16 protein-coding genes and 1 other RNA gene are annotated in these 19,775 nt (G+C 38.6%); 13 read left to right on the plus strand and 4 right to left on the minus strand.

All coding sequences use genetic code 11. The features are described from left to right. The first annotated feature begins 118 nt into the window (after positions 1-118). From AC5SLP_RS04595 to AC5SLP_RS04605, 3 genes are read left to right on the plus strand one after another with little or no spacing between them, the layout of a single operon-like run. Entirely contained in the window at positions 119-1,555 is a 1,437-nt protein-coding gene (locus AC5SLP_RS04595) for a TolC family protein (protein ID WP_495253971.1), read from the plus strand. Continuing rightward, positions 1,555-2,700, plus strand: coding sequence for an HlyD family secretion protein (locus AC5SLP_RS04600; protein ID WP_495253972.1), 1,146 nt, complete (start codon positions 1,555-1,557; stop codon positions 2,698-2,700). Before AC5SLP_RS04595 ends, AC5SLP_RS04600 begins: the two co-directional genes overlap by 1 nt. Then, complete coding sequence (locus AC5SLP_RS04605) at positions 2,697-4,247, plus strand: DHA2 family efflux MFS transporter permease subunit (RefSeq protein WP_495253973.1); 1,551 nt, start codon at positions 2,697-2,699, stop codon at positions 4,245-4,247. Before AC5SLP_RS04600 ends, AC5SLP_RS04605 begins: the two co-directional genes overlap by 4 nt. Here AC5SLP_RS04605 and AC5SLP_RS04610 read toward each other — a convergent pair. Continuing rightward, a complete protein-coding gene (locus tag AC5SLP_RS04610; protein ID WP_495253974.1) occupies positions 4,239-5,357 on the minus strand; it encodes a pyridoxal phosphate-dependent aminotransferase in 1,119 nt (372 codons plus the stop codon). The two genes, AC5SLP_RS04605 and AC5SLP_RS04610, sit on opposite strands and share 9 nt — an antisense overlap. A gap of 254 nt (positions 5,358-5,611) precedes the next feature. Here AC5SLP_RS04610 and AC5SLP_RS04615 point away from each other — a divergent pair, with 254 nt between their 5' ends. The 5 genes from AC5SLP_RS04615 to AC5SLP_RS04635 all read left to right on the plus strand — a co-directional run bounded on the left by AC5SLP_RS04615 (position 5,612) and on the right by AC5SLP_RS04635 (position 10,887). Then, positions 5,612-6,739, plus strand: a complete 1,128-nt coding sequence (locus AC5SLP_RS04615) for an aldo/keto reductase (RefSeq protein WP_495253975.1) — start codon at positions 5,612-5,614, stop codon at positions 6,737-6,739. Between the two features lies 1 nt (position 6,740). After that, a complete protein-coding gene (locus AC5SLP_RS04620; RefSeq protein ID WP_495253976.1) occupies positions 6,741-8,378 on the plus strand; it encodes an L-aspartate oxidase in 1,638 nt (545 codons plus the stop codon). Between the two features lie 11 nt (positions 8,379-8,389). After that, on the plus strand, positions 8,390-8,599 hold the full coding sequence (nifT, locus tag AC5SLP_RS04625; protein WP_495253977.1) for a putative nitrogen fixation protein NifT: 210 nt from the start codon (positions 8,390-8,392) through the stop codon (positions 8,597-8,599). 73 nt (positions 8,600-8,672) lie between these two features. After that, positions 8,673-10,070 (plus strand): sigma 54-interacting transcriptional regulator, encoded by a 1,398-nt coding sequence (locus AC5SLP_RS04630; RefSeq protein WP_495253978.1) that lies wholly within the window; start codon positions 8,673-8,675, stop codon positions 10,068-10,070. Then, positions 10,057-10,887: an SIR2 family protein gene (locus AC5SLP_RS04635; RefSeq protein ID WP_495253979.1), complete on the plus strand. Its 831-nt coding sequence runs from the start codon at positions 10,057-10,059 to the stop codon at positions 10,885-10,887. The genes AC5SLP_RS04630 and AC5SLP_RS04635 overlap by 14 nt, the downstream gene beginning before the upstream one ends. A gap of 10 nt (positions 10,888-10,897) precedes the next feature. Here AC5SLP_RS04635 and AC5SLP_RS04640 read toward each other — a convergent pair whose 3' ends face one another. The 3 genes from AC5SLP_RS04640 to AC5SLP_RS04650 form a co-directional block, all read right to left on the minus strand. Further along, positions 10,898-11,290: a class II SORL domain-containing protein gene (locus tag AC5SLP_RS04640; RefSeq protein WP_495253980.1), complete on the minus strand. Its 393-nt coding sequence runs from the start codon at positions 11,288-11,290 to the stop codon at positions 10,898-10,900. 137 nt (positions 11,291-11,427) lie between these two features. Then, on the minus strand, positions 11,428-12,273 hold the full coding sequence (locus tag AC5SLP_RS04645) for an HdrB C-terminal domain-containing protein (protein ID WP_495253981.1): 846 nt from the start codon (positions 12,271-12,273) through the stop codon (positions 11,428-11,430). A 9-nt stretch (positions 12,274-12,282) separates the two neighbouring features. Beyond that, positions 12,283-12,960: a DUF5644 domain-containing protein gene (locus AC5SLP_RS04650; RefSeq protein ID WP_495253982.1), complete on the minus strand. Its 678-nt coding sequence runs from the start codon at positions 12,958-12,960 to the stop codon at positions 12,283-12,285. A 166-nt stretch (positions 12,961-13,126) separates the two neighbouring features. Here AC5SLP_RS04650 and AC5SLP_RS04655 point away from each other — a divergent pair, with 166 nt between their 5' ends. From AC5SLP_RS04655 to AC5SLP_RS04675, 5 genes are all read left to right on the plus strand, one after another. After that, positions 13,127-13,951 carry a thiamine-phosphate kinase gene (locus AC5SLP_RS04655; protein ID WP_495253983.1) on the plus strand — a complete coding sequence of 275 codons (825 nt, stop codon included), beginning with the start codon at positions 13,127-13,129 and terminating at the stop codon, positions 13,949-13,951. A 58-nt stretch (positions 13,952-14,009) separates the two neighbouring features. Next, on the plus strand, positions 14,010-15,095 hold the full coding sequence (gene truD / locus AC5SLP_RS04660) for a tRNA pseudouridine(13) synthase TruD (protein ID WP_495253984.1): 1,086 nt from the start codon (positions 14,010-14,012) through the stop codon (positions 15,093-15,095). A gap of 96 nt (positions 15,096-15,191) precedes the next feature. Continuing rightward, an RNA gene (gene rnpB / locus AC5SLP_RS04665) (RNase P RNA component class A) lies at positions 15,192-15,597 on the plus strand. Between the two features lie 23 nt (positions 15,598-15,620). Continuing rightward, positions 15,621-16,802: a cation:proton antiporter gene (locus AC5SLP_RS04670; protein ID WP_495253985.1), complete on the plus strand. Its 1,182-nt coding sequence runs from the start codon at positions 15,621-15,623 to the stop codon at positions 16,800-16,802. A 10-nt stretch (positions 16,803-16,812) separates the two neighbouring features. Further along, the gene (locus AC5SLP_RS04675) at positions 16,813-19,773 is read left to right on the plus strand and encodes a cache domain-containing protein (RefSeq protein WP_495253986.1); all 2,961 of its coding nucleotides are present in this window, start codon (positions 16,813-16,815) and stop codon (positions 19,771-19,773) included. Positions 19,774-19,775: the final 2 nt, after the last annotated feature.

Here is a 19,775-nt window from a genome sequence, read left to right on the forward strand (position 1 = left end):
GAATGAGGAGTAATGTACTATACATTATTTAAAAAATTTTGTTACAATACCACATTATTGTATGTTAGAGAATAAAAATACTGCATGTGATAAACGATTCCACTACAAAGATTCATCGATGTCTTTATACAAAAGAAGAGCTCATTTTTTGTTTTTGTCTGTTGGCACAACACTGTTTTTATCGGGATGCGTACCAAAAGCTTTTGAAGAGCCAGCTATGCAGTCGCTTACACTCAATCAAAAAGAGATTGTGGCTGAAACGCGCACGCCCTTAATGACACAAGCACATTCTAACGTTTGGTGGAAAACGGTTGATGATGCGCCGTTGCAAAGCCTTATTGACCATTCATTAAGCGATGCTCCGACATTAGCTTCGATGAGAGCTCGTATTGCACAAGCTTATGCACAATACGATAGCTCATCCACACAAACAGAGCCTTCACTGAATCTCATTGGAAGTGCCGATACCAACCATCCGAGTAAAAATGACCTTATTTCACCGCCATTGGTTCCTAATTCCTATGAAACAGGGCGATTAGGTGTTCAACTGACTTATGATTTAGACCTTTGGGATAAATTATCTGAACAGCTCAAAGCACAACTAGGAAGCATTAAAGCACAAGAAGCAGAGTATGAAGCACGTGTTATCGCTTTAAGCATTGCTTTGAGTACGGAGTATTATCGTTACGGGTATACCTTAGAAAAAATAGTGATATTAAATCATGAAAAAGAACTTTTAACGACATTAAGCTCATTAGCAAATGAGCGGTATTTGGCAGGGCTCGATGATAAAAGTGCGTGGCTTAACGCACAATCACGCCTGAATGAAATTGAACGTTATCGCAGCCAAATGAGTGCACAGCTTATTGCGGCAGAAAAAGCACTTGGAAATTTATCGGGACTCTCTTCTGAAGCACTTCAGCCTTTCTTACCCCATGCCTTTATCTATTCCAACAGCTTTGATACGACCCCTTCCATTATGCTAGACGCTTTGGCTCATAAACCAGAAATTCGCGCTAAAAAAGAGATGGTGGAGGCAACATCATCACAAATCAATGTGGCAAAAGCGGGGTTTTATCCTAATGTTAATCTAAGTGCATTATCGAATTTTGCCAGTTTAGGACTGAGCAATCTTTTGCGTACCGATTCGATAAACTCAATGGCACAAGCCAGTATTTCATTGCCTATTTTTGACCGAAAAGCTTTGGAAGGTGCGTATAAAGCATCTCAAAATGCGCATGAAGCCGCTATTTATGATTATAACGATGCGGTCATTACCAGTGCGAATGCGCTCTTAAGTGCATTGAAAAACTTTAAAACGGTTTTGCATCAAAATAGTCTCTCTCAAGAAGATATGAAAACAAAAGAACACCTTTTGGCGTTAGCCGTACAAAGGTTTGATGAAGGCATCAGTGACAAGCGGTTGGTATTGCAAAAGCAATGGGATGTTTTAGAAGCAAAACGCACTATTTTAGAAACACATTTTGTACAAATTAATGCCTATATTGACATCATGCACGCCCTTGGCGGACAAATGGTAGAAGGAAAAGAATAATGACACACAGTGAAGAAAAAAACAATAAAAAACGCAATAAATTTTTATTAGGAGCAGGGCTTGTTTTTGCCTTAGCGGGTGGCGGAACGTTTGCCTACAACTATTTCATTGGCGAATACCATGAAACAACAGACAATGCCTATACGCAAGGTGAAGTGTTTATGATAACCCCTCAAACCACCGGTGTCGTTCAAGAGGTTTTTGTTCAGGAGACACAAAGTGTCAAAAAAGCGGACCCCCTTGTCGTGCTAGATGACCGTGATGCTAAAATCGCGCTCGAAAAAGCAAAAGAGACTTTGGCGTTAAACGTGCGTGAAGTGGTTGGTATCCATAAGCGTGTTGAAGAGTCAAAAGCGATGTTGAAAATTGCACAAAAAGAGTTAGATGAAGCAGAGCAAGATTTACACAGAAGGGCTTCTTTGATTCAAAGCGGAGCTATTTCTAAGGAAGAGTATGAGCATGTTGTGCAACGTGTGGAAAAAGCGAAAGACTCTTTGATGGGACAAGAAAAGCATAAAGCCTCTTTGGAAAGTTCGATTCAAGGGCTTTCCATTGAAGAAAATCCAACAGTAAAATTGGCAGCCGTTAATGTGGAAGAAGCGCTATTGGCGTATAAACGCTGCCGTATTCTAGCACCAAGCGATGGCATTGTAGCGAAAAAGAGTGTCCAACCGGGGCAAAAAATAGCTTCGGGTCAATCCATTATGGCGATTGTTGCGCATACACAAATGTGGGTTGATGCCAACTTTAAAGAGACACAATTAACCAATCTAAGAATTGGCCAACCCGTAACCCTTCATTCAGACGTTTACGGCAAGGGGATAACATTTCACGGCACCATTGAGGGAATGTCGCCTGGAACGGGGGCTTCATTTTCATTACTCCCTGCGCAGAATGCTTCAGGCAACTGGATTAAAATCGTGCAACGTGTGCCTGTGCGCATACGCCTTGATGCTCAAGAAATACAAAACCATCCTTTACGGGTCGGTTTATCAATGGTCATCGATGTCGATACGCATGATCGCTCTGGCTCGATATTGCTGACTCCTGAACAAGGTGAACGCTCCATTGAAAGCAGTATGTATGAAGACGTTCATGAAGAGGCGCAAGCGTTAATTCATCATATTATCGTTAGTAATCAATGAGTCAAGCAGAACATCACACGCCCCCTACGTTTTCACTGGGCGTGCTTATCATTTTGACGCTTGCTTTAGCATTATCAACGTTTATGCAAGTGCTTGATACCACCATTGCCAATGTTTCGATTCCTTCCATTGCGGGTGATTTGGCGGTCAGTCCTAATCAAGGCACTTGGGTCATTACCGCCTTTGCCGCCTCCAATGCCATTACGATGCCTTTAACAGGATGGTTGGCAGGTCGTTTTGGAGAAGTCAGGCTTTTTGTCGCCTCAACACTTCTCTTCTCTTTAACGTCATGGTTATGCGGAGTTGCTCCAACGTTTCCTTTATTGGTCTTAGCGCGTATCTTGCAAGGTGTCGCAGCAGCTCCTATGATGCCTTTATCGCAAAGTTTGTTGTTGAGCATTTACCCTGAGCATAAAAAAGGGCTTGCCTTGGCCTTTTGGTCGATGACAGCGACCACAGCACCGATTGCTGGACCCTTACTGGGTGGTTACATTACCGATAATTACCATTGGCCGTGGATTTTTTATATTAACCTTCCTATTGGCATTATCGGTTCATTTTTGGTTTGGAGATTTCTAAGAGAACATGAGTCTGTGATTCGTATTCGTCCTATTGACCTCTTAGGTTTGGCATTGTTGATTGTCGGCGTGGGTGCTTTGCAAATCATGCTTGATAAAGGCAATGACCTTGACTGGTTTGAGTCCTCTACGATTATTATCCTAACCGCCGTTGCGGTTATCGCTTTAACCTTTTTTGTGATTTGGGAGTTGTTTCATCCTCATCCTGTGGTTGATTTAACCCTGTTTAGCAAGCGCAATTTTACGGTGGGAACCGTTACGATTAGCCTCGGTTATGCCATTTTTTTAGGAGGCGGCGTTGTCTTTCCTTTGTGGTTGCAAACACAAATGGGCTATACGGCTTTTTGGGCAGGGGCGGCTTCTGCTTTGGTCGGTATTTTTGCTTTTTTACTCTCGCCTGTTGTTGGCGCAAATTTACATCGAGTTGATTTGCGCCTCATTGTCACAACAGGGTTTTCCATTTTTGCGATTTCGTATTATTGGGCTTCGCTTTATACGCCTGATGCTGATTTTATGACGATAGCGATGCCACGCCTGATTTTGGGTGCGGGTATGGCAATGTATTTCATTCCTCTAACAACCATTTTACTTGCAGGCGTTGAGCCATATCGCATTGCTTCTGCCATGGGATTAGTGAACTTTTTACGTGTTTTAGGGGGTGGTTTTGGAACATCGCTTTCTATGGCATTGTGGGAGCATCGTACGACATTGCATTATGCCAATTTAACCGAAAATGTGAGTATTTTTCATCCGCAAGTTGTTTTAACGCTCAATGTTATCAAAGAAGCTGGGATTTCTGCTTATGCGTGGCTTGATAGAGCCATCGTCTCGCAAGCGAGTCTTCGTGCAAGTGATGACATTTTTTTGATGTCGTCGTATTCTTTTCTCGCATTGATTGTCTTAGTGTGGTTTGCAAAACCGCCTTTCTTAAGTAAACGAAAGGAGGCAACGCCTCCTGTTTTAGAGTAACGATTGAAGATAGCTCTTTAATCGTTGGATACCTTCTTCCATATGCTCAATATTTCTCGTGTATGCAAAGCGGAGGTAGTGGTTGGTTCCATTACTTCCAAAATCAACGCCTGGGGTGGTCGCAACATGAATCTTCTCTAACAGTTCTTTCGCAAAAGCAAAACTGTCCTGAGAATACTTTGAGATGTTAGCCCAGATATAAAAAGCCCCTTCAGGTTTGGCATCGATGTCAAACAGTTGTGAGAGTTCATTAAAAAGATAATCTCGTCGTTGTTTAAACTCATCTTTGATATGCGCTAAATAGGCTTCATCAAATGCTTCTAATGCACCGTATTGGCTCAGGGTTGGCGCGGAGATAAAGAAGTTTTGAGCAACCATTTCGGCATGGCGCACTTTCTCTTTTGGAACAATGACCCAACCGAGGCGTTGTCCGGGCATGCAATAGTATTTTGAAAAACCATTAATGACATAAACATTCTTTCCAAATTCAAGTGCAGAGTGTGCCTCTTTTTCATAGGTCAGTCCATGATAGAGTTCATCGGAAATAAAAGCAATATTGTAGGCTTCACAATACTCAACTAAGGCTTTTAAATTCTCTTTATCATAGATGTTTCCCGTAGGATTTGCGGGAGAAGAGATCTGTAAAGCGCTTAAGTGATGTGGTTCTAAATCGTTTACATGTAATTCAAAATTATCTTCTTTTCCGATAGGCATAAAGAGCGGTTCAATATCAAGCAGATATGCAAAGTTTTTATAACACGGATAAGAAGGATCACTAAGCCCTAGTGTGGAACTTTTGGGGAGTGTGAGCGCATAAGCGATGAGAAAAGCGCCACTCGTACCTGGGGTTAAAAAGATTTGGTCGATGTTTATTTGCACACCATACGTTTTAGCATAATGGTGTGCAATTTTTTCGCGCAGTTCTGGTAAACCATGGCTTTGCGTATAGGAAAATTTATTGGCATCAATATTTACATGTAATGATTCTTTGACCTTTTGTGAAGGCGGAAGGTCGGGTTGTCCAATTTCAAAATGGATACAATCATCTAATTTTTCAGCTTCTTTAACGATATCCATAACAATAAAAGAGCTCATTTGCTTACAGCGCACACGTCATCCTCATTTTTTAACACCATTATAGCAGACATCCAATAATGAAAACGATGGAGTTACTTTTTATCGATGCCACGAAGTGAATTATGTAAAAACAACACGTTGATTGCTTAATTTTAAGGCAGGAATTATCTCTATTAAAAGGCATAATTTTGGCACTATTATGTACGGAATGGTTTTATTTTATTGATACAGCGAGGAAAACGTTATGGAACATTTCTTGTATATACAATGCAAAAACGAGGTGATAGATGCGTAAAGTTTATGCAACGGCTGAAGCAACACATCAATTCGCTAAACGTTTTTCGCATTACAAAGATTTTTATGCAAGATTTGATGATTTAATCTTTTCAAAACTTGGATTTGGAACGTTTAAGAAAGAGCCTTATAAAGAGGAAAATTATCTTTTTGACTATAAAGACGCATTGAAAAGCGCCGTTGCAGGAGGCATAAATGTTATCGATACGGCAATCAACTATCGTTACCAACAAAGTGAGCGAGAAATTGGTGAAGCTTTAGAAGAACTTTTTGAAAGTGATTCAATCAAACGTGAAGAGATGATTATTTGCTCCAAAGGTGGATTTATTCCTTTGGATTTCCCATTCCCTGAAAATCCTTATGTATGGATTAATGAACATATTTTAGAAAAAGGCTTAGCCGTTCAAGAAGATATCGAACTTGACCAGCATTGTATGACACCCGAATTTTTACAGTATAGTCTTGAAAAGTCCTTGGAAAACTTGCGCTTAAAATGTTTAGATATCTATTTTTTGCATAACCCTGAAACACAATTACATCGTCTAGGTTACCGACATTTTCTAACAAAAATAGAGGATATTTTTACCTTTTTTGAAGAGATGGTTGCCTGCGGCAAAATGAAAGCCTATGGAATCGCCGTCTGGAATGCCTTTACCTATGAAGAAGGTAATGAAGAGTTTATTAATCTTGAAGATATTTATGATATTGCGCATCGTGTTGGTGGTCAAAATCATCATTTTAAATACATCCAATTGCCTTTTAACATGGCAAAAACGCATGCATACAGTGTTGCCAATCAAAAAATGAGTGATGGAAAATATTACACTCCTTTGCAAGTAGCCTATAAGTTAGGATTGGGTGTGATGAGTAGTGCGTCATTGCTCCAAATGCATCTTTTTAGAAGACCTTTTAAACCTGAAATCGGTTATTTGCTCGACTCAAAAATGGAGCTACAAAGTGATGTGCAACTCGCACTGCAATTTGTACGTTCCACGAGAGGTATTGTGAGTTCTTTATTTAGCTCAACGGTTCCAGAACATGTCGATAATAACCTTGGTATTGCCAAAGTCAATGCCACCAATGTAGCAAAATACAATCTTCTTTATAAAGTGGAGCGATAATATGACATACGATGTGTTAATCATAGGCTCAGGCATAGCAGGACTGATGGCGGCTATTGAGGCAAAAAGTGAAACCAATAGTGTTGCGATTATTACGAAAAGCAATATTTTTAAATCCAACAGTGCTGTGGCGAGTGGTGGCATTAACGCTGTTTTAGACCCCAATGATGAAGTGGAAATCCAAAAACATATCGATGATACGCTTAAAAGTGCGCAAGGGCTAGGGAATAAAAAAGCGATTAATTATTTGTGCCACCAAGCACCACATATTATTCAAAAATTAGTTGAGTATGGCGTTGAATTTGATAGAGATGAAAATGGAAAAATTTTACAGCGTAGTTTTGGTGGCGGAAGCTCCAAACGTACATGCTTTGTTGGGGATAGTACGGGTTCAGCAATTACGCAAGCGTTGATTAAAAAAGCACGAGAGATAGGTGTTGAATTTTTAGTCAATCATTTTGTGATGGATATCACAAAAATAGAAGAGTACGTCAGTGGTGTGGTGGTCTTAAAAAAGATTGACTCCACAGTGACCGTTTTTCCTACAAAATCAATCGTTTTTGCCGGTGGAGGGTATGCTGGAATTTACAGAGGTTTTAGTACCAATGCCCAAGATTGTACGGGGGACCTTTTAAGCGTTGCTTTGCGAGCGGGGCTTAATCTTCAAGATATGGAATTTGTTCAATTTCATCCGACAGGGTTTGCAAAAACCAGTTATCTCGTCTCGGAAGCTGCTCGAGGAGAAGGTGGACATCTTGTCAATTCAGAGGGTGAACGATTTGTCAATGAATTGGGAACCAGAGATGTTTTAGCCAGAGCCATTTTTGAGCAAATCCGTTCAGGTAAAAAAGTCTATTTGGATATGCGTCATATCCCACAATCCATTCTTGAGACACGTGTGCCTTCTTTATACAAAAGTGCTTATAACCAAGTAGGTATAGACCTTGCTACGGAGCTATTAGAGATAAAACCCGTTGCGCATTACAGCATGGGTGGCATTGAAGCTTCCATGACGCAAAGTGGACTAAAAGGCTTGTTCGTGTGCGGTGAAAGTGCCTCATTAGGCGTTCATGGTGCCAATCGTTTAGGCGGTAACTCATTACTTGAAGGTGCCGTTTTTGGCGAACTTGCAGGTAAAAAAGCAAGAGAACATGCTTTTAATAAAGAGTTCTTGCCAATCGACTATAACGTTGTGATTAAAAATATGGATTTAATTCAGCGTATCTTTGAGGGAGACTGCACCAAAAACTTTAATGCTATGCGTATTTCTGTTGGAAAAATTATGTTTGATAAAGCAGGAATTTTCCGTAATGAAGCAACATTGCAAGAGGCGTTTGATTATATGAAATACTTGCGTTTAGAGTCAAATACGTTGCATTGTATTGACAAAGGTAGACACAATAATGTGGAACTGATCTCTATTTTAGAATTACGGAATGCGTTAGAGCTTTCAGAAGCGATTATTTTGGGTGCTATGCATCGACGTGAAAGCCGTGGAGCACATCATCGAGAAGATTTTCCTACCCCGTCAAAAGAAGGTGAAAAACATGTGTTAGTCAAAGAGTTACAAAAAGGCTTTTTCAAGGTCTCTTATGAAGATTCATGGATTACTGGCATATTAAAAAAATTATTAACTTAAGGAGAGAGACAATGGCAAAAGTGATGTTACGAGAAGAGGGCAATGAAATCTGTTTTTATATCGCAAAAAAAGATATGGAAGAGACTATTAAAGAGATTGAATTTAGTACCGATGAACATTGGGGTGGTGAAGTGCTTTTAAGCAATGGTGAGACATGGTGGATTCAACCAGGGCCTAAAAAGCTTCCGAAAGAAGAGGTATGTAAAAAATTATCTGATTAAAATATAAACATAAAAAATGAACAGTTAATGTTCATAATCATGTATAATTTTTTAAAGATTAAAGGAGTGAATAATGGTTCAATTTGATGCCAAATGTGGGGATTGTCTCACTACAAGAGAACTAATGACACTCTATGAGACAGCGACGGTTGTCTCAAATTCTATAGATCTTGTTGCATCGCTTGAAAAAGCATTGATGATTTTAAAAAATAGACTGCATTTAGAAAAATGTGTTATACACACACTTAATGATGAAAATCTCTTAGGCGTTTATGCATGTATTGATTTTAGTAAGCACCAAAAAGAGCTTGCAACTTATAAGCTAGGTGAGGGTGCAACGGGCTATGCTGCACAAAGTAAAGAACCCGTTGTGATTGAGAATTTACACAATGATATGATGTTTTTAAATAAATCGGGCAATCGTGACCAAAATGCTATTTCTTATATTGCTGTGCCAATGCTTGTGGATCAAGAAGTGATTGGTGTTTTAGGTGCAAATTTAACAAAAACAACAGCATTAACCTTTGAAAGTACGATTCGTGTTTTAACGATATTAAGTTCTATTTTTGCACAATCTATTCATGCACACGATATTAATCTTAAAGAGAAAGAGCGCTTAAAAGAGCTTAAACTCTATTATAAAATGGAATGGGACTCTAAAGTTCATAATTTTGGTGACATCATTGGCGAAAGCCCAAAAATGAAAGCCGTATATAAAGTGGTAGAACGCATTGCTGAAAGTAATGTTACCGTTTTAGTTCGTGGCGAAACGGGCACAGGAAAAGAGCTTGTTGCCGCAGCAATTCATAAACGCTCTAAACGTAAAGATGAGCCGTTTGTCAAACTAAACTGTGCCGCAATTACCGATACGCTCATTGAAAGTGAACTGTTCGGACATGAAAAAGGTGCTTTTACGGATGCAAAAGAGGCACGTAAAGGTCGTTTTGAATTGGCCGACGGTGGAACACTTTTCTTGGATGAAATAGGCGATATATCGGCATCGGCACAGGTTAAATTACTGCGTGTTTTGCAAGAGCGAGAGTTTGAGCGCGTGGGTGGTTCTAAAACGATAAAAGTCAATGTACGATTGGTAGCCGCAACAAACCGAAACCTTGAAGAAATGGTTAAAAACGGCACTTTTAGAGAAGACCTTTATTATCGCTTGAATGTGATACCTATTGACTTACCTCCACTCAGAGAGCGCGGAGATGATATAGCTTTACTGGTTAATTTTTTCTTGCAAAAATCAGTCAGCAATCATAAAAAACGTGTTGTCATTACCGATGAAGCGATGGATATTTTATGTCAATATACATGGCCTGGAAATGTTAGGGAGTTAGAAAATACTGTAGAGCGCATTGTTTTGATGGGAAGTGAAGATGGCATTAGTGCTGATGAAATGTTGCTTCTTTTACCTGCTTTCAATCAAAAATTAATGTGCCAAAGAAGGATAATGAGTGAAGAAGAGTGATCTTGAATTGCAAATCAAAAACGGTACACTCATTCCCTTTATAGGAATGGGCGTATTTAAGGATACTAAAACAGAAGATGGAACGCAAATTCCATTTGACAGTGACTCAATGATTTTGAGCCTAAATTCGGGTCGTGCGATGTCTCCACGACTGATGTATGAGTATTCAAGAGCGGCTATGAATTTGGAACAGCGTAAAGGAAGACCTTATATCGAGCAGATGACCAACTTTATATTCACGTCGAAACCTTATGCAATCCCAGCGGTATATGAGTGGATTAAAACATTGATGCCTCATTACATTGTCGATTTAAATTTAGATGATTCTCTGTTAAAAATTTACGCAGAGGTCGATCACTTTTTAGTTGTAGGCGTCAGTCGTATTTTGGCAGGATATGACCGTTTTATCGTGTATATGTATCATTCGCAAACACACACGTATCACCGTGTCGAAAAAGAGCTTCTCAATCCAATGCTTCCTATCTTGTTTAAGCCACTGGGATGTACAGTCCCAGATAAAAATTTTATTATCAGTGATGCCGATTTTGTGGATTGGCTGACAGAAGCGATGGGTGGTTATGCGATTCCTCCATTTGTAAAGACATACCGAAACGATAAAGCGTATCTTTTCTTGGGAGTCGATTTTGACCGCGATACGTTTCGTATGGTTGCTAATGAAATAACGCTTGGATTAAGCGGCGGCTATATGATAAAAGATAAAGAGGAGATGAGTAAAAAAGAGGAAAAATTTTTAGTATCGCATCATATCGATAAATTACAAACATCGATAGATGGATTGTTAAAGAGTGCCCACTAAGGGCAACTCTTTATTCTGCTACGCTAACTTCGACAGGATCGCTTTCCCAAACACCGTGTTTTGTACAGTAGCTATGTGCGACAAGATTGAGTTTTTTACCGGTTGGAACAATGGTAAATGTTACTTCTGCTTGTCCTTTTTTATCTTGACCACCCAGTGTTCCCGCAACGAAATCAGCTCTTGCTAAAAGAACATCTCCATTGAAAAGCTGAATATTGGCAATGTAATGATCAAAATCATCTGGGTGAGTGTACTGATTTCCGACTTTAACAGTCACTTTGAACGGTGCATTTTGTTTTGCACTCTCGGCACAGGTAATAAACGGAGAATGTCTATCGATATAATCTTTTTTAGCTTCTCTCTCAACGGTATCAATATCAACGTAACGATTGATTTTTGGCATACGAACTCCTTGTTTAATATTTATTTTGAAATGATAAGACACAGTGACCAAAACCTCTCTGAAAAAAAGAGATTAAATATGTCTTATTTATATTTTTTTAAGTAATTAAAGGGTGATTTGTTCACCCTTTGTAATATTTAGATAAGAGAAACAGCGACTTTGTGCAGTGTGAGTCCTAGTGCTTTTTTGTCATTTAACCCAAAGGCTAATGCTAAAAGTTCAGGTAGGCTTAGAATGCTCAGTCCAATATCACGCCCCGCAACTTTCTCAAGCTCTTTTTGATAAAAATCAAACATAATAAAGCTACGGGCATCGCATACGACAACGAAATCTGCTGCATTGTCGAACATATCAAGCATTGCTTTGGACGCAAGGGTATAGGCTGTACGTGCTGAAGCATCGTATATCTCAAAGCCATCGCTCTCAAATGCACTCTCATGACGCACCAATGGAAGTTTGATAAGTTCAAGCAGTGCTTCATACTGTTTAGGATCGTTGTATTTGCGTGCGCGACAAAAGTTATTACTTCTAAAAAGTGCTGCTGAGAAGTTTACAAAAGGGTGCTTCACGAGACTGGATAGTTTTTCGATGCCAACGGCTTCCATTAAAAACTGCTCTAAGCTTAAAATTTCAACGTCAAGATTCATTGAAAGATTGTGCGATAAAAGTTTTTGGGCAACTATGTCTTGCAGGGATGCATCTTCGAGTAATAAATCTTTTGTGCGAGACAAAGAGATAAAAGAGCTTTGTTCGCAACACACAATACTACACTCTTCTTTGGCTGCAAGCGTTAGAGTATGCGCATTTCGTTCCAAAAATTTGAGTTGGTCTAGTCCTAAATATTCACTTCCAACATCTGTTTTTGCCCCTTTTAAAGGCGCAACAGTAAGATTTAAAAAATCAAACAGTGTTTTGGTGGCAGATACAATAGCAGATGTTTTTTCGCTTTGAATAAGAGCGTCATATAAACAATATTTTTTCATTTTTAATCCTTAAAGTGCATCGACACGATGGGAGAGTTTTTCGACTAACGCATTTGCGTAAGGTCTGTGTTTGATTACTTCATTTTTAAGTGCCGTAATCTTCTTCTCAACATCTGCACCGCAAGGGTAGATTTTTTTGCATAGTTTTACATGTAAAAAAATGCCTGTTTGTTCATTGGCAATCACATTGATAATTTTAGCTTTGCGCTCAGGGTATTTTTGTATCATATCGTAAGCAAAGGCAAAGAGGGCATCTCCTTGAAATCCATCGACTAAGTCAAGGACGCTAGAGGCATAATGATAGATAATATACTGCTCAAACTGTGGTTTGTCTTTTGAATCCACACAGGCATTGAGAAGATCAAACTTTTTATAAAAATCATTGGTATCGACAATCATATCTTTTGTAACACATCGTGTATTTAATGGTTCTAGTATAAGAGATTTTCCCATGCTTTGGATGATTCCATCAATGCTAACGTCAGTGAAGAGGGCTTTGCCATTAATTTTTATAGCAGCGTACTGGCCTTTTGGATAATCAAAGCTTATGTCTTCGTCGTGAATTGTGGCTAAAAGTTCATTCACATTTTTGCTTGGATCAATCATCAAAAAATGTTTTTTATAATACGGTAAAAAATCGGTTTTAGCGTCAAAGCGAAAGACGCTCAGCTCGAGCTTACACTCCATATTTAGGGACTCCTTTTAGATAAGTGATTTATTTTATCGCAAGAATACTTAAGGAGAACATTCAAATTAAAAGTGATTTGATGGGCTCACTCGTCTAATGACTTCTTAATGCGCTTCATCATACAATAAAGAACAAAAAGATGTATGAGAATTTCAAAGGGACATCATGGCAAAAGAGGCGTTTTTTATCTCTGGATTTTCCAGTAAATTTATTGGTGATGATGGAGCGGTTATTGATAAAACAGTCTATTCAAAAGACCTTTTTTGCGAAGATATCCATTTTAAGCGCGCTTGGATGAGTTTAGAGCAGATAGCGAAAAAAAGTATGCTAGTCAATCTCTCGGATGCCATTGCTATGAATGCAAAACCACGATATGCATTAATAGGCATTGTGATTCCTAAAAATTTTCATTACCATGAATTAAAAGAGCTTCAAAATGGGTTTAAGGAAGTCGCTCAGGCTTATGGTGTCGAGATCATTGGCGGTGATACTACCGCAGGCAAGAAACTAATGATTTCAATTACAATCGTTGCTACTTTGCAAGGGAAAGCGTTATACCGTAAAAATGCCAAAGTGGGTGATTTGGTAGCATTTACAGGTAAGCTTGGCAATTCCTATAAGGAGCTAACGCGCTTATTGCGTGGTGGAATGATCGGTAAAAGCAGACGATTTATGCTTCCTGAACTCAAAGCAAGATTTGTGCAAAAAGTGGCTAAGCATTTGCATGCAGGAATGGATATATCCGATGGCCTTTCAAAAGACCTCTCAAGACTGCTAGAATCGAGTGGCAATAAAGGTTTACATGTAAAAACAAAACTACCCAAACGAGTTTTATGCAGCGGTGAAGAGTATGAAATGCTTTGTAGCTTTGATGCCCGTAAAAAAGGTATAATTAAGCGCATCGCAAAACAGACGCGTACCCCAATTACTATTATTGGAACCGTAGCGCGTAAACGATTTCGCTGTCCCTGTAAAGAACACCACTTTTAATTTATACCATACCCATTTTGATGTTAAATAGAGCATTGAAACAGACTTAAGGACGATAATGAACAGACAATTTTTTCTAACCCATTCACCGATTAATGCGACTTTTACAAAAAACAGTAGCGACTTTGTGGTCAATGAAATCCCTTTGTATCCTTTTAGCGGTGAGGGTGAACATCTGGTTTTACATGTAAGAAAAAAAGATATGACAACATGGGATATGTTGCAATACCTTAGTGAAGTAACAGGCTGTAAAGTTCGTGATTTTGGTTATGCAGGACTCAAAGATAAAGATGGCATGACCACACAATATATTTCATTGCATAAAAATTTTGAGCCTAAGTTAGCAAATTTCTCACATGAAAAAATTAAGATTTTAGAAAAGACCTACCATAACAATAAAATCAGAACGGGGCATCTTAAAGGCAATCGTTTTTTTGTTCGCCTTAAAAAAGTGGCACCCATTGATGCTAGAAAATTGCAAGAAGGATTGAAAAAAATCGCAAAGGAAGGATTTCCAAATTTTTTCGGTTATCAAAGATTTGGCATTGATGGCGATAATTACGCTAAAGGAAAGGCCATTTTAGAAGGGACACGCAAAGAGCGTAATCCTAAAATGAAAGAGTTTTATATTAATGCGTATCAGAGCTACCTTTTTAACAATTGGCTTTCCAAGCGTATCGAGATCAGCCGTTTGATTGAAGATTTTAATCTTAGTGATGCCGTGCGTGCAACCAATCTTGATAAAGAGATGGTAGAAACGTTGAAAAAACAGCCTCAATTTTTTAAACTTATGCATGGCGATGTCTTACACCATTATCCAGCAGGCAAGGCGTTCATTTGTGAAAATGTCGAAGAAGAGCTTCCCCGTTTTTTAGAACATGGCATCACCATCGCAGGTTGGCTTGTTGGGGGTAAAAATATTCGCGCGGAGTATGAAGCAGGTGTCATTGAAAAAACTCTGTTTCGTGAAAGTGAATCGTTCTTTGAAAAAATAAATGGAAGCAGGCGTTTTGCGTGGAGCTTTGCAGAAGATGTTGAAGGCGTTTATAAAGAAGAAGAAGCATGGTTTGAAATGCACTTTTCATTGCCCAAAGGCTCTTACGCTACGGTTATTATTGAAGAGCTTCTCAAAATGGCATTGTAAGCTTTGCATATAAAGTATCAAAAAAATATTAATTTGCCTCCTTTTTAGGCTATTAAATTTTAATATTTAAGGGCAAGTTTGATACAATAAAAGCTAAAGGTACAGTAGGTGATTGCTTGAGAGTTCACGCTTAAGAGGAAAGTCCGGGCTGCATGTGAGACATGGTTCCGTCTAACGGACGGCTAGGGTAACCTAAGGGATAGTGCAACAGAAAGTAAACTACCATTTTGTCACTCTTGCGAGAGCATAGCTTTAGTGAGATGAATTGGTGATGAGCTTTGCTTGTCACCAAGAAGACAGTTTAATGGAAAAGGTGAAACGGTGGGGTAAGAGCCCACCAGCGCTTTGAGTAATCATAGCGGCTATGTAAACCCAACCTGCAGCAAGAAGGGATGGTTTTGGTCTCACGTCTTATAAACCCTTCGCTAGAGCCCTATTGTAAAATAGTGCGTAGATAAATAATCACCCACGACAGAACCCGGCTTATCGCTGTACCTTTTGTCACAAGCCTAAAAAAGGATCTATTTGGAGAATTTAATCTTTTTAGCGCATGTTGTGCTTCTTATTGTTCTCTCTCCAATGATTTCTAAAGTTTTTCGCATTCCTACGCCCGTGGTCGAAATCTTACTGGGCTCTTTTGCCGCATGGGCCGGTCTATTACATACCGATAATGAAGTGTTTAAAAACATTGCAAAAATAGGATTTTTCTATTTGATGTTTTTGGCAGGACTTGAAATTGATATTCCACGATTATTGCATTATAAAGAGCGATTTCTCAAAAAAACGATTATTTATTTTATCTGCTTGTATGGGTTGTCTTTTCTCATTTATGTTGTTTTTAAATTGCCATTTGTCTATATCGTAGCACTTCCTATTATCTCATTGGGTATGGTGATGGCACTTATAAACCAATACGGAAAAGAGTTGCCGTGGCTTGAATTTTCACTCGTGATTGGTGCCTTTGGTGAACTGCTGAGTATTGGTTCTTTCGTGGTGTTTGACGGTGCTATGACGCATGGTTTGGGTTGGTATTTTTTTAAAAATATTGTGATGTTGTGTACAGTGTTTTTTTCTTCTTATATTTTATTTCGTTTATTGCGGATTCTTTTTTGGTGGTATCCTGGCTTAAAATCGCTCATTATGCCACATGACGATAGTATGCAGCAAAGCCTTCGTATCAGTATTGCACTCTTTTTTGTGCTACTGGCAACCATGCAATGGCTTGACATCGACATGGTTCTAGGCGCTTTTATTGCAGGTATTTTCATCTCCAACTTTTTTGCGCATAAAACAGAGCTGCCTCATCAATTATCACTCTTTGGTTTTGGCTTTTTAATTCCTCTGTTTTTTGTCTTTGTCGGAACGACGCTCAATCTTAACCTGGTGTTTACGAAGCATATTTTGAGTCATGCTTTGTGGATTGTCGTTGCGATGGTTGGTGTACGAATGATTAGTTCATTCATTGCCTATTACAGCTCTCTCAAATTTAAAGATACGATTTTCTTCAGCTTAAGCAGTTCCATGCCTTTAACTTTTTTAGTTGCCGTAGCAACCATTGCGGCTAAAAATGGAGCTATTGGAACCGATGAGTATGCTTCTTTTATCGTTGCAGCGCTCATTGAAGGTATTGTCATTATGGTTTTAATTCAAGTGTTGATGTTCTTATTTACCCGTTATGAAAGAAGAGCCAACGAAAATACTCATTAGGAAACGTTACGTGATACACAAAAAACTCAGTCTTTTTCATTACTTCCATCTGATTGCTTTTTTGGTTTTCATATCGTTTGCTATTATTTTTTTTAGTTTGAGTGTTTACAAGGCAAAACAGAAATTTAACGAAGATGTACGTACGCTTCAAGAAACGTATGTTGCATCTCAAAAAGCGCTTCTTGAAAAAGAAGTCAATCATTTTATCGAACATATCAACCAAAAACGCCAAGCGGCCTATGCAACGACACAAGCATTAGTGCGAACAAGAGTCTATGAAGCGTACGACCTTGCTACTAAGATGTATGAAAAATACAAAGGTAAACTTCCTGATTCACAAATCCAATCTATGATTATTGAAACACTTCGTCTTTTACGCTATGAAGATAACAAAGGCTATTATTTCATTACACGGCTTGATGGTGTCGAGATGCTTTTTAGCGATCATCCTGAAATGGAAGGTCACAACATGCTTCATTTTCTAAATTATGAAGGGCGTTGTGTTGTTAAAGGGATGATTGATATTGCCAATGCAACGAAAGAAGGGTACTATGAGTATGCGTGGAGCAAACCCTCCGTGGAAGATGAAAACCATAAAAAGATAGCCTATATTAAACTGTTTGAGCCTTATGGATGGCTGATTGGAACGGGGTATTATCTCGATGATATGCAGCGAAAAGTCCAACAAGAGATTATCGACGATGAAAAAGAATTACAATTTGATTTAGACCACGATGGTTATATTTTTATGGGTACATGGGGAGGGTTTGCACTTTCGTATCCTGCAAAGAATAGAGATATGTATGATTTAAAAGATTTAAATGGCAAATACCTTGTGCGTGAGTTGATTAAAACGGCGCAACACGGTGGCGGGTATGTAGAATACGTTATGCCAAATCTCAAAAATGAAAAGCCACAAAAAAAACTAAGTTACGTTCGCTCCTATGAAGATTGGAAATGGTACATAGGTGCTGGCATTTATGTGGAAGATATGAATCGAAATATCAAAGTGCTTGAAGATAAGATGTATGCAGATTTAAAACGTACGTTTTATTCAATTTTAACGTGGATGGTATTTATAGGTGTTTGTCTAGGTCTTTTATATCTGTACCTTAATCGCCGAATGCGCAAGGACTTTCAAGTGTTTATTGCGTTTTTTGACTCCTTAGCGAATAATGATCAGTTTATTGACATATCGGCTTTAAAATTTAAAGAATTCACGGACTTAGCAGCACATGCTAATGCTATGTTATCCTCTAAGATATCGAGCAATAAACATTTAGAACAATATAAGAAGATTGTTTCAAGCTCTGATGATTTTTTAGCATTGGTTGATCGAAATTATACTTATCTTGCAATTAGTGAAGCGTATCAGAAATTCTTTAATAAAGAAAAAGAAGAAGTTTTAGGCCATGCTATGCCAGAGCTGTTTGGTGAACAGTATTTTGTCGAAAATATCAAGCATATGAGTGATCGCGCACTGAGCGGTGAGACATTCGAAAGTGAATTTTGGGCATTGTCTGCCTTTGGCAAGCGTTTTTTACATGCAAAATATTTTCCTTACTATGAGAATGAGGGAGATGCTTTACCCATTGCTTATGTTATCACCGCAAGAGATAATACCGAAAAAAAAGCAAATGAAGACCGTTTAATCGCTTCTGAAAAAGAGTTGGAATTTTTAGCACATAATGATGCATTAACTGGATTGCCCAATCGTTTATTACTTGGTGATCGCATTACCCATGGAATTGAAAACAGCAAGCGCCAAGGCGGGATGATTGCTGTGTGTTTTATTGATTTAGATAACTTTAAAAAAGTCAATGACAGTTATGGCCATAGTTATGGTGATGAAATTTTAAAACAATTTGCTTTGCGTGTTCAGAGTAAAATTCGACATTGTGATACGCTTTCACGTATTGGTGGCGATGAGTTTATTTTGTTGGTCGAAAATATCAAAGAGCGCCATGAAATTGAAATAATTCTCAAAAAAATACAAGCCATTTTTGAAGAGCCCTTTGTAAATAAAGAACAAAAATTCTTTCTTTCTGCAAGTATGGGGGTTAGCATCTATCCTGACCATGGAACCGATGGCGAGACGCTCATCAAAAATGCGGACGCAGCAATGTATCGAGCCAAAGATGCCGGTAAAAATACGTATGCGTTTTATACTCTAGATATGACCATCGCATCATACGAGCGTATCGGTATGGAAAATGCCCTACGAGATGCGATAAAAGAACAGCAGTTCTTAGTCTATTATCAACCTCAGATTGATTTAAAAACAAAATCGTTGATTGGACTTGAGGCTCTTGTACGGTGGAATCATCCTTTAGAAGGTATTTTACCTCCAAGTCGTTTTATCGCTTATGCGGAAGAGACACGCTTGATTATTGAAATGGGTGCATGGGTGCTAAAACAGACCTGCCTTGATATTGTAAGTTTGCATCAAGAAGGGCTTTTTGAAGGGACTGTTTCGATTAATATCTCCGGTGTTCAAATTGAATTTAGTGATTTTATTAAAACACTCAAAGATGTTATCGAAGAGAGCAAAATTGAACCATCAGTCATTGAAATGGAAGTGACAGAATCTTTCATTATGCATGACCCAGAACGATGGATTGCATTATTGAAAAAGATGCAAAAACTTGGCATTAGTATTGCTATTGACGATTTTGGAACAGGGTATTCATCACTGAGTTATCTTCGTAAATTGCCTATCAATAAACTGAAAGTAGATATGTCATTTGTCAAAGATATCCCCAAACAAGAAGATGCCTGTGCAATTGTTCGTTCCATTATCAATTTAGCGCAAAATATGAAAATTACAACGCTTGCAGAAGGCATAGAACATCATGAGCAAGAAAAATTCTTAGCAGAATATGGTTGTGAACAAGGACAAGGTTATTTATATGCCAAGCCTATGAGTTTAAAAGATTTGAGGCGCTGGATTCAGAAATATAATGTTCAGTAATA

It is taken from the genome of Sulfurospirillum sp. E15m (assembly GCF_059415145.1).

Coding starts and splice junctions, on each gene's coding strand:
- AC5SLP_RS04595 (WP_495253971.1), top strand. CDS start 119: ATGTCTTTATACAAAAGAAGAGCTCATTTTTTGTTTTTGTCTGTTGGC.
- AC5SLP_RS04600 (WP_495253972.1), top strand. CDS start 1,555: ATGACACACAGTGAAGAAAAAAACAATAAAAAACGCAATAAATTTTTA.
- AC5SLP_RS04605 (WP_495253973.1), top strand. CDS start 2,697: ATGAGTCAAGCAGAACATCACACGCCCCCTACGTTTTCACTGGGCGTG.
- AC5SLP_RS04615 (WP_495253975.1), top strand. CDS start 5,612: ATGCGTAAAGTTTATGCAACGGCTGAAGCAACACATCAATTCGCTAAA.
- AC5SLP_RS04620 (WP_495253976.1), top strand. CDS start 6,741: ATGACATACGATGTGTTAATCATAGGCTCAGGCATAGCAGGACTGATG.
- nifT (WP_495253977.1), top strand. CDS start 8,390: ATGGCAAAAGTGATGTTACGAGAAGAGGGCAATGAAATCTGTTTTTAT.
- AC5SLP_RS04630 (WP_495253978.1), top strand. CDS start 8,673: ATGGTTCAATTTGATGCCAAATGTGGGGATTGTCTCACTACAAGAGAA.
- AC5SLP_RS04640 (WP_495253980.1), bottom strand. CDS start 11,290: ATGCCAAAAATCAATCGTTACGTTGATATTGATACCGTTGAGAGAGAA.
- AC5SLP_RS04645 (WP_495253981.1), bottom strand. CDS start 12,273: ATGAAAAAATATTGTTTATATGACGCTCTTATTCAAAGCGAAAAAACA.
- AC5SLP_RS04650 (WP_495253982.1), bottom strand. CDS start 12,960: ATGGAGTGTAAGCTCGAGCTGAGCGTCTTTCGCTTTGACGCTAAAACC.
- AC5SLP_RS04655 (WP_495253983.1), top strand. CDS start 13,127: ATGGCAAAAGAGGCGTTTTTTATCTCTGGATTTTCCAGTAAATTTATT.
- truD (WP_495253984.1), top strand. CDS start 14,010: ATGAACAGACAATTTTTTCTAACCCATTCACCGATTAATGCGACTTTT.